This is a genomic window from Pseudoalteromonas luteoviolacea, assembly GCF_001696455.1.
In the GTDB taxonomy this organism is placed as follows: Bacteria; Pseudomonadota; Gammaproteobacteria; order Enterobacterales; family Alteromonadaceae; genus Pseudoalteromonas; species Pseudoalteromonas luteoviolacea_C.
The window spans coordinates 403,983-416,173 of sequence record NZ_MAUJ01000002.1 but is presented as its reverse complement, the minus strand read 5'-3'; the positions used below and the strand labels follow the sequence as shown (position 1 = coordinate 416,173).

The window sequence follows — 12,191 nt, the reverse complement described above, 5'->3', positions numbered from 1 at the left end:
CCAGAGTGATCTGCGGATCACTCATACAATCAATAAACGAGAAAACTATGAGACAACAAGTAACCTTATGCGCGCTGGGCGTAGCCATAGGCGTGGGCGTCATTGGCAAAGTGAACGCACATGGATACATGGATTTTCCAAAGGCGAGGCAGGCAATTTGTCAGGAGCAGGGTGGATTTTGGTGGCCAAAAGATGGTTCTAAAATCCCAAATACTGCGTGCCGCGCAGCGTATGTGCAATCTGAACATGTGCAGTTTATTCAAAAACATGAGTTTGCAACAAATACCGCAGACTTTCGCAATCAAACAGCGGTAGAAGCAAATATTCCAAATGGCACATTATGTGGTGCAGGCGACGCTCAAAAAGCAGGTATGAACATACCTTCCAAAGATTGGCAAAAAACGGAAATCACACCAAATGCCGATGGCAAAGTGAAAATCCGTTATCGTGCAACAACCCCGCATAACCCAAGTTTTTGGCAGTTTTATTTAACTAAGCCAGGTGTGGATTTCGAACAAAACCCACTTGCTTGGCATGATCTAGAGCTCGTGCAAGAACATGGCAACATCCCATTTTTTATGGCACCAGATGGCAAGCGCTACTATGAAATGGAAGTTGCAATTCCTGAAAAGTTCAACGGCGACGCTATTTTATATAGCCGCTGGCAGCGTGATGATGTGGTCGGGGAAGGGTTTTATAACTGTAGCGACGTGACCATTCTACGCAGCACGGACCCTGCTCCTACGCCTGATACATGGCACTCAGCTGGGTACTTTGTCAATCAAGGGCAAGACGCCAAAGCGGGTGATACTGTTTGGGTACGTGTCTTTAACGGCAATGGCAACGAAATTGTTCAAGAGAAACTGGATATTACTGATAGCAATGTAACACATTGGCAGTCTCTATTTGCTTCTAGACTAAACCAACAATTTGCAGAAACGGTTCGCATTGGTGTCAAAGATGCGCAAGGCAATATTGTTTTTGACCCAGATACGATTAGCAGTAATCAGGTGTTTTTAGCTGATAAAGCCAACAGTTATAACTTAACGGTCATTTCTAAACCTAAAAACACAGCGCCAACAGTACACACGCCTGCACCGCTGACAATTGATGAAGGCCAAAACAAACATTTACATGTACATGCCTTTGACGATGAGCAAGCAACGCTGGAATTTGACTGGCAATTACCCAGTGCGCTGAGCTTCTCTGGAGTGGGTTCCACCATCACAATAACCGCGCCTCAGGTGGACATTGATACGCGCTTTGACGGCAAAGTGACCGTGTCTGACGGTAGCCTAAGCAAATCGGTACCGTTGGTTATCAATGTGAAAAACATCGAAACAGGCCCAGATACGCCAAACGATGATACTTGGGAGCCTAGCAAAGTATACACAGCAGGCGACACCGTTGTGTACCAAGGTAAAACGTATCGCGCCAAGTGGTGGGTGCGTGGTCAATTACCAACATCAAGTCATGCTTGGGAGCTTGTAAAAACGGGCGATGATTCAGATGCAGGCAACACATCATGGCAGGCGAATAAAGCTTATCGAGGCGGTGAAATCGTCACGTTTAATGGCGCGCGATATCAAGCCCGCTGGTGGACGCGTAATCAACAACCAGACCAACACTCGGTTTGGAAAAAACTATAAATAAATCTAAGAGGTAATCTAATCATGTTTAAGTATTTAACAACTGCTGCAGCGGTCGGTGCTGCGCTTGCAAGTGTCGCTGCGGTCGCAGCACCTTCAACACCGAGTATTAACTGGAAACCGCAGAACTATTCGTTTGTAGACGTGAATATCTATGGTCGAGGTTCATACAAACAGTTAATTCAGGCAAAAGACGTTGTAGACATTCAAATTGAGTGGAATGCATGGTCCGGAAAAGGCGGCAACAGCTATAAAGTGTATTTTGACAATGAAGTCGTCAATGAAGGCACACTGGCAGAAGGCACCACAGGTGGCACAATCCGCTTTCCTTATCACAAGTCAGGACGTCACGAATTAAAAATAGCCTTATGTGATGCGTCAGGTTGCGCAATGTCAGCCTCTAAACCAATTGTAATTGCAGATACGGATGGCGGTCATTTAGAGCCACTCAAACTGAACGTGAATCCAAACAACAAAAAGTTTGAAACAGATCCAAATACAGTGGTTGGTGCTTATTTTGTTGAGTGGGGCATTTACGGTCGTAAGTTCGATGTCACTCAGATCCCTGCGGACAATCTAACGCATTTACTATACGGATTTATCCCAGTATGTGGTCCCAATGATTCTCTTGCAGAGATAGAAAATGGCAATAGCTTACGCGCGCTTAAATTAGCGTGTGGTAGCTCAAAAGATTATGAAGTTGTGATACATGACCCATGGGCAGCCGTGCAAAAAGCACTGCCAGGGATCAGCGCTAAAGACCCAATTCGTGGGACTTATGCACAGCTAATGGCACTTAAACAGCGTAACCCTGATCTGAAGATCTTACCTTCGGTAGGGGGTTGGACTCTGTCAGACCCGTTCTTTGACTTTGATGTAAAAGAGAACCGCGACACGTTTGTTAATTCAATGCGTGAGTTCTTAAAGACGTGGAAGTTTTACGATGGTATTGATATTGATTGGGAATTCCCAGGAGGTGATGGCGCAAATCCAAACTTGGGCTCAGACAAAGATGGCGAAGTTTATATCATTCTAATGAAAGAGCTCCGCGCGATGCTAGACGAGCTTGAAATTGAAATGGGTCGTGAGTTTGAGCTGACATCCGCGATTGGAACAGGCTACGACAAAATAGAAGACGTTGATTACCAGCAAGCAGCTCAGTACATGGATTACATCTTTGCCATGACTTATGACTTTGCTGGCGGCTGGAACAATGTAACAGGGCACCAAACGGCAATTTACTGTGGCACGCATATGTCTACAGATGAATGCAACGGAACAGGTGTTGACGAAAATGGTGAGGCGAGAAAAGGGCCAGCCTACACGCTCGATAATGCAATCAAATTGCTGCTCGCACAGGGTGTACCAAGTGAAAAGCTCGTTGTTGGTACTGCGATGTACGGTCGAGGTTGGGAAGGCGTTTACCCACAAAACGCACAAATTGCGGACAACCCAATGACGGCACCCGCCAATGGTAAGCTGCGCGGGTCAACGTCTCAGGGTGTTTGGGAAGCAGGCGTTATCGACTACAAGGGACTTAAGGCTCATATGATAGGTCATGATGAGCAAGGCATTAACGGTTTTGAAGTAGGGTACGATGAACAAGCTGAAGCTGCATATGTTTGGAATCGCCAAAAAGGCACCTTGGTTACCTACGATAGCCCTCGCTCTGTGCGTGCAAAAGGTCGTTATGTACGTGAGCATAATTTAGGTGGCCTATTCGCATGGGAAATTGACGCGGATAACGGTGACATTCTCAATGCGATGCACGAAGGTCTGGCTGGCAAAGTGACACCTCCTAAACCAGTAAACAAGGCACCCGTGGTATCTGTGGCTGGTGAGATTACGTTAAATGCCGGTGATATTCATGTTTTAACGGCGCAAGCGTCTGATCCTGAAGGTAAAGCGCTTTCATTTTCATGGCAAGGTGATGCTGCATTAAATCTTCAAAGTGAAAATGACAGCGTTATCGTCACTGCGCCGAGTGTGACAAACGACTCCGTTTATACTGTAAACCTAGCAGTAAGCGATGGTGTGAACACTGTAAATCGCACAGTTAAAGTGGTTGTAAAAGCACCTGTTGTTGAAAATAAAGCGCCGGTAGTGGGCAGCATTTCTGCAATCTCTCTAGACGAAAACACCAGTCAATCAGTCAGTATTTCAGCGACCGACCCTGAAGGAAAAACGCTGAGTTTTGCTTGGAAAGTGCCAGGCCACACAGTGGTTGGCAGAGGCAGTACGGTGACTATAAAAGCGGCTGAGGTGACAAAAACACAAACAATTACTGGTACGGTTGTGGTTTCTGACGGCGTGAACAGTGTGACGCGTCAATTCAACGTTACGGTGAAAAATGTTGAGACGAGTCCTGAGCCAACACCGGGCGATGGTAAAACAACATGGGATGCCAACAAGGTTTACACCGGCGGCAATACTGTTTGGTACAAGGGTGTTCAATACAAAGCGCGTTGGTGGACCCGTGGTGCTATTCCAAGCAATGGCGGCGTGTGGGCTGAGATCATTCCAGATGATGGCAAGGTACGCGATTGGCGCAGTGATTTAGTTTACACCGGTGGTGACAAAGTCGTGCATAACGGCGAAACGTATCAAGCCCGCTGGTGGACGCGTGGCCAAGCACCGGGCAGCAGTTCTGTGTGGCGCAAGCTATAACAAACTGAATCAAAAAAGTTCAAATCAGGTGCATGGAGGCACCTTTCTAACAACGAAAAAAACAACAAGTACAGAGTAAATATCCATGTTAAGAGCAAAAAAAATCGCTGTATTGGTCGCAGCAAGTGTTGGTGTGTTTTCGAGTATTGCAGCTTTAGCACAAGAACCGGTGAGTTTGCATAACAACGCACAACTGAAGGCGACAATTAAATCACAGCTGTCTCAAAATCAAAGTATTTTCAGGTCTACTGCTACTGACGCACAGTCAGAACTGGAGTTTAGGACCCACCATAAAACTGAAGATGGTAGACATATGCGTCGTAGCCAATTTTATAAAGGTGTACGAGTATATGGCGGTGAAATCGTCACGCATCATGACGAGCAAAGTTTTCTAAGTGTCTGGTTTAAGCCAGAAGGAGAAATAACCTCAATGAGTGGCTCGGTCGTACCCAACTTATCTTTGGATACGGTAAAGCCAAGTTTTTCAGAGAAAAAAGCCATTGAATTTGCAAAGGAGCAAATTGCCGAGTTGCATTCATCGTCAGATGAGCACGTTGAACTTGTGATTTTCCCACACAATGGTACTCCGAAGTTGGCCTATTTGGTCACGCTTTTTGCTGAAACCGAGCATGCACCACTTCGTCCGGAATTTGCTATCGATGCGCATACGGGTGAAGTACTTTCGCGCGTTGAAACACTTAACCACTCGAAAATAGGGATGGGCCCAGGTGGCAACGAGAAAATAGGTAAGCACTATTATGGTGAGGACATGCCAAAGTTTCATGCAAAGGAGCTGGGCAATGGTAATTGTGAAATGTCACATACAGATATTCGTGTGATAGATATGGAACATGGCACAACAAATACAGAGACTTATCAGTTTCCATGTCACGAGAATACGCACAAACATGTGAATGGGGCTTACTCGCCGCTCAATGATGCGATGTTCTATGGTCAAGCGACGATAGATATGTTCAATGATTGGTTTGACAGCCGTGCATTGTCTGGTGACTTAGTCATGCGAATTCATTACCGAAAAGACTACTTAAATGCCTTTTGGAATGGTAAAGAAGTCACGTTTGGCGATGGTGATCTCGATAAATACGGTGTTTACCCGTTCACTTCACTGGGTGTTGTCGCCCACGAAATCGGTCATGGTGTTACGCATCAAAATTCAAAGTTAGTGTACAGCAACATGTCGGGTGGTGTGAACGAGTCATTTTCAGATATGACTTCAGAGGCGCTCGAGTGTTTCATGAATCAAAAGCCAGACGGCACTTGTGAAGTCGACTGGTTAATCGGCGCGAGCATTTTCAAAAATCGAACAGCACTGCGCTACATGGAAAACCCAGAGCGCGATGGACGCTCGATTGGTCATGCAAGCAAGTTTGAAATAGGTATGGGTGTACACCACAGTTCAGGTGTATTTAACCGAGCTTTTTATACACTTGCTAATACTGAAGGCTGGGGTGTAAAAAAAGCCTATGAAGTGATGCTTCACGCCAATAAAAACTTTTGGGTATACAACGGAAAATTTGAATCATTGGCATGTGGTGTGACAGATGCGGCTGCGGATTTAGGCTATGATACCAAAGCTGTTGGTGAGGCATTCAAAGTCGTAGGGGTATTTGCGTGTACTGAGAACAAAGCGCCAACGATTTCGATTACCAGCCCAGACAATAACGGCCGTTATATGATTGGCACAGACATTACCCTTAAAGCGAATGCACAGGATGAATATGGTGCCGTAGAAAAGGTCGAGTTTTTCATCAATGACAAGCTGCATGACACTGTGTTAGCTGCGCCTTTTGAAGCTAGATTTAATAGCAAAAATACTGGCAAATACACAGTGACTGCACGTGTTACTGATAATGAAGGGGCATCAACAGACGCTTCGGCGATATCTTTTAACCTTATAGATCCGAGCCAGTGTCAAACTGCACCATGGCAGGGTGGTAAGGTTTATACCCAAGGTAACAAGGTGGCATTTGACGGGTTTGAATATGAAGCCAAGTGGTGGAACAGAGATCAAAGCCCAGCGAGCAACTCGGGATCTTGGGGTGTATGGAAAAAAGGGCTTGAGTGTGGTGGCGCTAGTGATAAGCCAAACCAAGCACCGACTTTGAGTATGACCGCACCAACCAACAATGTTTCGATTGAACTTGGACAACCAGTATCTGTAAGGTTTGTTGCCAATGACAGTGACGGTGAGATTGCCAAGGTTAATGTGAGTGTTAATGGTAAGTCTCTCACAGAATTAACGCGCACACCGTATGCATTCAATTATCAGCCATTAGAAGTTGGAACGTATCACTTGAGCGCGGTTGCAACTGATAATGACGGTGCACAATCCGCCAAAGTGAGCCGTACGATTACAGTGAATGAGCCGCTGCCACAGCCTACACCAGAAGCACCGAGCGTGAATTTAACCAGCCCAGCGAATGGCAGTAGTTTTAGTAGCGGTGATAAAATTACGCTTTCAGTGATCGCCAGTGATAAAGACAATGATCTGAAACAGGTGGCGTATTTCGTCAATGGTAAACAAGTTGCTGTTTCGAGCTCCGTCCCTTATAGCGCCTCTTATACAGCTAAAAGCGGCAACTACAGTATCTTTGCAATCGCAACAGATGCAGAAGGCCTGAGCACACAATCGCAAACTCACAGCTTCAAAGTTACCGGCAGTAAGCCTAGTTGTGAGGTAGAAGCGTGGCAGGCAAGTCGAGTGTATACAGCTGGTAAGCAGGCGAGCCTTGACGGTCAGTTATACCAAGCAAAATGGTGGACTCGCAATCAAAACCCTGCGCAATACTCAAGTCGCTGGGCTGTGTGGAAGCACCTTGGTGAGTGTAAATAATTTCCCTTTGAAATAGGACCAAAGAGCCAGCTTTCTGGCTCTTTTTTCTCTCTATAAGTGATAAATCAGATAATTAAATCACCATTCATTATCACCTAAATGAACAAGAAAACTATTGTTACGAGGTCTGAGGTTTAAAGGAGGTTACATGCCACTATTATTCGTATTTAGTGCATGGAATTATCACAGGGAGTTGTGTCATCAGAACAAAGCAAACCTTTCATTATCTAGCAATACGTAATATGACACATTTATGAAGTTGTATATTTTTTATACTTTTGTCTAGTGTTTTTATCCTTAAAATCGAGACAAACTCAGTGTAACCAATTTTGGTTCAACACTGTAAAGGAAAAATCATGAAACTTCAGTTCAACAAAAAAAGCGTTAAAAGCTTATCTAAAAACTCAAACATGCTAAACCAAGATAAAACGCGCCAAATCGCGGGTGGTTATTCAGCTTATGGCTGTGGCCCGATCTCAGATCCTGACTACTCTTGTCCACGTTCAGTGAATGGTTATACATGCTAGTTACTAAATAAAAAGGGGCGCAAGCCCCGCTTTGCGTGTTTTTACATTACTATTTTCGATATACTGTACGACTGAAATTTGTACAGCTTTCCATAGACCTGAATAAGAGCAATCAGAAATCTAAAACACCTCTGATATTTATGACTTTAAATTTCGTCAAGATTATTTAAATCACCTTTTCGGCTGAAAGTTTACGTGAGTATTGAACTTTGTAGTAGAGCATCTAAATGAATAAACTTTTTGTACTAATGATTGTACCTGTGTGTTTTTGGTTATACACGGCTTTGCCCTTTAAATTGTCCGCGATTGTACTTTGGTTGTCAGAAGATAAATCAACAGCGGCAATATCAACAACTTTGTGGGGAATTGCTGTGATTGTGCAGATATATGCGATGTGGCACATTTTTAAAAGAAGGCTCAAAGGATTAAATATCTTTTTTAGTATCATGGCATTACATGTCATTCTATGGTTGAGTGATGTACTTGTAACTTATTTCGAGGGCGGAGAACTCTTACTCACATCTAAAATTGTGTTTGATAAAGCTGTTTTCCCACTACTCGTTGCGTGGGGGCTGTATATGAGTGATGCAAAGGATTTCTTTAATGATGTTGAGAGTAAATAATGAGTAAATGTAGCAAATGTGATGCAAATATCACTTTTATGTCCGTGCTGAATTCCCCAAATCCGTTGAGGCTTAAGTGCAGTAATTGTAAAGAAGGTATAAAAATTCATGGTGTGACTGGTTGGGTAGCGGTGGCAATCATATTCGCTTTGATAGGTTTGATACTGTATGCCTTTTATGGGATTGAAGGATATTGGTTAAAGGTTGTACTACCCCTAATTGTGGTGAGTGAGGTGGTCTATTTTCTGCTTATAAAGCTAGGCATCGTTAAAGTATCTATCAGTTAGACCTGCTAAAAAACCGTGTTGTGGCATTGGCTTGCAGACGCTTAATTACCTTGTTATAAACGATTAAAGTCTATTAGCATAGGTGCTTGTTGGTTCCAATATCTAACCAGCACCTATGTTTTCAGTCATTCTGAAAATCCAATCCATTAAATAAAAACGAAATAGATATATCGATATCATCGATGGTGAGTGTATTCGACTTGTCGCAACTCATAGCCAAAGAGAAGCCATGCAAATAGTCTACTAGCAGGTCTAAAAAAGCTTTCTGTTGCTTTTTTTCAAGTTTTAATGGAGTAATAATTTTCTCGAATCTACCAATAAATACCTCGGCTGGGCTGTCGGATTTCATGCTTAACAGCGTTTGAAGTAATCCATCGTATTTGCTCAGTGTTGCCAAGTAACTTTTAGATAGAGTCAATAGCTCTTTTCTCCAATCTCCTGAGTCTGCTGGTGTGTGGATATCCTCAATCAATGAAGTCGTGATTGCCTCGAGCAATGCATCTTTATTTTTAAAATAATAGTAAATAGCCATAGCATCGACATTTAATTGTGCCGATAACTTTCGGATACTTGGTATGCTCCCATTTTGCGCCATCATTTTTTTTGCGGTTGTGACTATTAGAGACTTGTTCAAGCCATTTTGCACTTTTTGTGGGCGGCCGCGCTTTTTAACTTCGCTAGTCATTTAAAAACTCATTATTTGACGAATTAATTCTACGGTGTAGAATAATTGTTTTCGTTATTCTATTCAATCATGAGGTTACTATGTCCAATATCGTATTTATTGCAACTAGTTTAGATGGTTATATCGCAGACAAAAACAATGGTGTTGATTGGTTACACTCAATCCCAGAAACGGAAGGTTTGGACTTAGGGTACGACAAACACATAGCGTCAACTGATGCATTAGTAATGGGGCGCAATACTTTTGAACTTGTTTGCAGCTTTGACTGCGACTGGCCTTATACCAAGCCTGTTTTTTTGCTCAGTAATACAATGGCTGAAATACCTAAGGGCTACGAAGGAAAAGTGAATTTAGTGAGAGGAGATTTAAAAGAGATTGTACTACAACTGAATAATGAAGGATTTCAGCAGTTATATATAGATGGTGGTATCACAATTCAAAACTTCTTAAAGCAAGATTTAATCGACGAGATGATCATTACAACCATCCCGATCGTGTTAGGTGGGGGAATAAGTTTGTTTGGTGAAATGGGCCAGTCGTTGCGTTTTGCTTGCATCTCATCTGAGGTATATGGCAATGGGATCTGCCAAAATCGCTTTGTTCGTAAACGTTAAAATTTATATAAAACGTCAATACAGCACAGCATCTATTTTGACGGTTGATAAATTTCATTAATTCCGGGGATATTGTGCTCCCACCTCGGTACTGATTCGCCAATGTAATGTCTCGCCGCATCCAAAAATAATCTTGTTCTAACGGGTAAATCCCTATGCGGATAGACCGCATACATGGCGCTGTAGTCAGGTAAGTTGACATGCGTGAGCAGCGGTACCAATTGTGTGTGATCTATATGATCGGCAAAGAAAAATGCGGGCGATGTGCAAAAGGCGGTGTGCGAGAGCACTTTCTCTAGCAAAGCTTCTCCGTCGTTGGACCTAAATACTGGGTTAATCGGTTGCTCTTGATGCTTGCCTTTGTCATCAATGTAACTAATGGATTCAAAGCGAATATGGTTACTGGTATAAGCCGCTGCTGGAAGCTCAGCTAGATCAGACATTGTTCGGGGCTCACCATAGGTCTCGATAAACTGAGGTGTGGCTAAAATGAGCATTCGGTTGCGTGCAATTTTGCGTGCAATAAGCGAAGAGTCCCTAGGTTCACCAACTCGAAACGCCAGATCGAACCCCTCCGAGACCATGTCTATGACCCTATCATCTAATCTCAGCTCAATATTTACTTGCGGAAATCGTTTTTGAAAATCATTGATCACGGGAAGCAAATAGTATTTACCAATGTAGCTAGATGAAGTGATCCTCAATAAGCCTCTTGGCTCTTGGTGATAATTCTCTGCCATCTGCACAGTATCTTGAAGTAACAATCTCAGCTCAGCCGCTTTTTTAACCATTTCAGCGCCAGCCGCTGTCAGCGAAAAAGAGCGTGTAGTTCGGTTAAGTAGCCTCACACCCAACTCTTCTTCTAACTTGCTGATTTGTTTTGAAATTACAGAGCGATCTATATTTCTAAGTTCTGCTGCTTTGGAAAAAGAGCCTTGTTCAACCACTTCTAAAAGCATGATTAAGCGACTAGTTGTATCCATGGATTGACATTAAGTTGTGTTTTATTGGTGCCATATTGGCATTAATGTTTTTAAAAAACTACTATTTTTCGACATTAATTACCGCTGTAGGATCGTTATATACCAAATTCCCAGCGGAGCAAAAAATGAAAAAGTTAGGTTTTACTCTAAGTGCAGTGGCCCTCGCACTTGTGTTAAGTGGTTGTGGTCAGTCTAATGCACAGCAAGGACAGCAGCCGCCACCGCTAACCATTGATGTTGCCAATGTACAATTGGAACAAGTTCAGTCTTGGCACACGTTTACTACACGTTTAGAAGCCCCCGAGCGCGTTGTTTTGAAACCTCGCGTATCTGGCCAAATTGAAAAAATGGCGTTCACCGAAGGTGAAAGAGTTAATAAAGGCCAGTTATTGTTCAGTCTAGACGCTAGGCCTTTTGAAGCGCAAATTGACACGCTTAAAGCCCAGCTTGGCAGCGCAGAAGCTACGTTAGAGCAGGCGCGAGGCGAAGCGCAGCGTGCTAATCGTTTAGTTACAAAAAAGGCGATTTCTACAGAAGAAGCGGAGCAGCGTAATGCAACACTACGCAGTGCAATCGCCAACAAAAACGCCATTGAGGCACAGCTGCAAAACGCGTTGCTTGATCTAGAGTTCAGCCAAGTCTCAGCACCAATCACAGGTAAAATCTCGCGCGCAGTTGTCACCAAAGGTAACTATGTCAAAGGCGGCGAGACTGAGCTAACGACGATTGTTTCGGATGAAGAGATCTACGCCTATTTCGATGTGGATGAGCGCACTTGGAGCCGCCAATTTGCTGGCGTCACTGCGCAAGATGAAGTGACGGTGCAGCTACAACGTCTAGGTGAAACAAAGCAAATCGCAGGTAAGTTAGACTTCATCGATAACGAAATCAACCCGACAACGGGCACTTTGCGCGTGCGAGCAGTTTTCGATGCACAGCAACATAATCTAAAACCGGGTGCGTTTGCGCGTATTTCTATTGGTGCACAAGACCCACAAATCATGGCAATTGTCCCAGAGCGTGCCATTGGTACAGATCTTAAAAATCGTTTTGTATTGACCATAGATGAAAACAACGTATTGCAATATCGCTTAGTGGAGCTTGGCGAGCGATACGGTGCATATCGCGCTATTAAAGCCGGCTTAGTGGAAGGCGACCGTATTGCGGTAAATGGCCCAGCAAGAGTAGGACCTGGTATGCCTATCACGCCAAACTCTGTGAGCCTAGCGTTTGAAAATACGCAATTTGTACTGAAGCAGTCTGATTCTTCACCTGTTTTATTAAGCGCTGTAAACTAAGAGA

At 43.7% G+C, this 12,191-nt stretch carries 9 protein-coding genes; 7 read left to right on the top strand and 2 right to left on the bottom strand.

Going from position 1 to position 12,191, the window contains the following annotated elements:
* Positions 1 to 47: 47 nt before the first annotated feature.
* The 5 genes from A7985_RS10380 (at position 48) to A7985_RS10365 (ending at position 8,320) form a co-directional block, all read left to right on the top strand.
* On the top strand, positions 48 to 1,649 hold the full coding sequence (locus A7985_RS10380) for a lytic polysaccharide monooxygenase (RefSeq protein WP_065790384.1): 1,602 nt from the start codon (positions 48 to 50) through the stop codon (positions 1,647 to 1,649).
* A gap of 24 nt (positions 1,650 to 1,673) precedes the next feature.
* Positions 1,674 to 4,316, top strand: coding sequence for a glycosyl hydrolase family 18 protein (locus tag A7985_RS10375; protein ID WP_065790383.1), 2,643 nt, complete (start codon positions 1,674 to 1,676; stop codon positions 4,314 to 4,316).
* Positions 4,317 to 4,401: 85 nt separating this feature from the next.
* Complete coding sequence (locus A7985_RS10370; protein WP_065790382.1) at positions 4,402 to 7,170, top strand: Ig-like domain-containing protein; 2,769 nt, start codon at positions 4,402 to 4,404, stop codon at positions 7,168 to 7,170.
* A 356-nt stretch (positions 7,171 to 7,526) separates the two neighbouring features.
* A complete protein-coding gene (locus A7985_RS26455) occupies positions 7,527 to 7,697 on the top strand; it encodes a hypothetical protein (RefSeq protein ID WP_155732753.1) in 171 nt (56 codons plus the stop codon).
* A 227-nt stretch (positions 7,698 to 7,924) separates the two neighbouring features.
* On the top strand, positions 7,925 to 8,320 hold the full coding sequence (locus A7985_RS10365; RefSeq protein WP_065790381.1) for a hypothetical protein: 396 nt from the start codon (positions 7,925 to 7,927) through the stop codon (positions 8,318 to 8,320).
* Between the two features lie 408 nt (positions 8,321 to 8,728).
* On the opposite strand, the gene A7985_RS10355 is transcribed toward A7985_RS10365, so the two are convergent.
* Positions 8,729 to 9,292 (bottom strand): TetR/AcrR family transcriptional regulator, encoded by a 564-nt coding sequence (locus A7985_RS10355; RefSeq protein WP_065790379.1) that lies wholly within the window; start codon positions 9,290 to 9,292, stop codon positions 8,729 to 8,731.
* An 80-nt stretch (positions 9,293 to 9,372) separates the two neighbouring features.
* On the opposite strand from A7985_RS10355, the gene A7985_RS10350 reads away from it, so the two are divergent.
* Positions 9,373 to 9,906 (top strand): dihydrofolate reductase family protein, encoded by a 534-nt coding sequence (locus A7985_RS10350; protein WP_065790378.1) that lies wholly within the window; start codon positions 9,373 to 9,375, stop codon positions 9,904 to 9,906.
* Positions 9,907 to 9,938: 32 nt separating this feature from the next.
* On the opposite strand, the gene A7985_RS10345 is transcribed toward A7985_RS10350, so the two are convergent.
* The gene (locus A7985_RS10345) at positions 9,939 to 10,889 is read right to left on the bottom strand and encodes a LysR family transcriptional regulator (RefSeq protein ID WP_065790377.1); all 951 of its coding nucleotides are present in this window, start codon (positions 10,887 to 10,889) and stop codon (positions 9,939 to 9,941) included.
* A gap of 125 nt (positions 10,890 to 11,014) precedes the next feature.
* Between A7985_RS10345 and A7985_RS10340 the strand changes: the two genes are divergently transcribed.
* Complete coding sequence (locus tag A7985_RS10340) at positions 11,015 to 12,187, top strand: efflux RND transporter periplasmic adaptor subunit (RefSeq protein ID WP_065790502.1); 1,173 nt, start codon at positions 11,015 to 11,017, stop codon at positions 12,185 to 12,187.
* Positions 12,188 to 12,191: the final 4 nt, after the last annotated feature.

Bases quoted from the DNA above. Each gene is read 5' to 3' on its own strand.
- A7985_RS10350 (WP_065790378.1), top strand. From the start codon at position 9,373: ATGTCCAATATCGTATTTATTGCAACTAGTTTAGATGGTTATATCGCA.
- A7985_RS10340 (WP_065790502.1), top strand. From the start codon at position 11,015: ATGAAAAAGTTAGGTTTTACTCTAAGTGCAGTGGCCCTCGCACTTGTG.
- A7985_RS26455 (WP_155732753.1), top strand. From the start codon at position 7,527: ATGAAACTTCAGTTCAACAAAAAAAGCGTTAAAAGCTTATCTAAAAAC.
- A7985_RS10345 (WP_065790377.1), bottom strand. From the start codon at position 10,889: ATGGATACAACTAGTCGCTTAATCATGCTTTTAGAAGTGGTTGAACAA.
- A7985_RS10370 (WP_065790382.1), top strand. From the start codon at position 4,402: ATGTTAAGAGCAAAAAAAATCGCTGTATTGGTCGCAGCAAGTGTTGGT.
- A7985_RS10375 (WP_065790383.1), top strand. From the start codon at position 1,674: ATGTTTAAGTATTTAACAACTGCTGCAGCGGTCGGTGCTGCGCTTGCA.
- A7985_RS10380 (WP_065790384.1), top strand. From the start codon at position 48: ATGAGACAACAAGTAACCTTATGCGCGCTGGGCGTAGCCATAGGCGTG.
- A7985_RS10355 (WP_065790379.1), bottom strand. From the start codon at position 9,292: ATGACTAGCGAAGTTAAAAAGCGCGGCCGCCCACAAAAAGTGCAAAAT.
- A7985_RS10365 (WP_065790381.1), top strand. From the start codon at position 7,925: ATGAATAAACTTTTTGTACTAATGATTGTACCTGTGTGTTTTTGGTTA.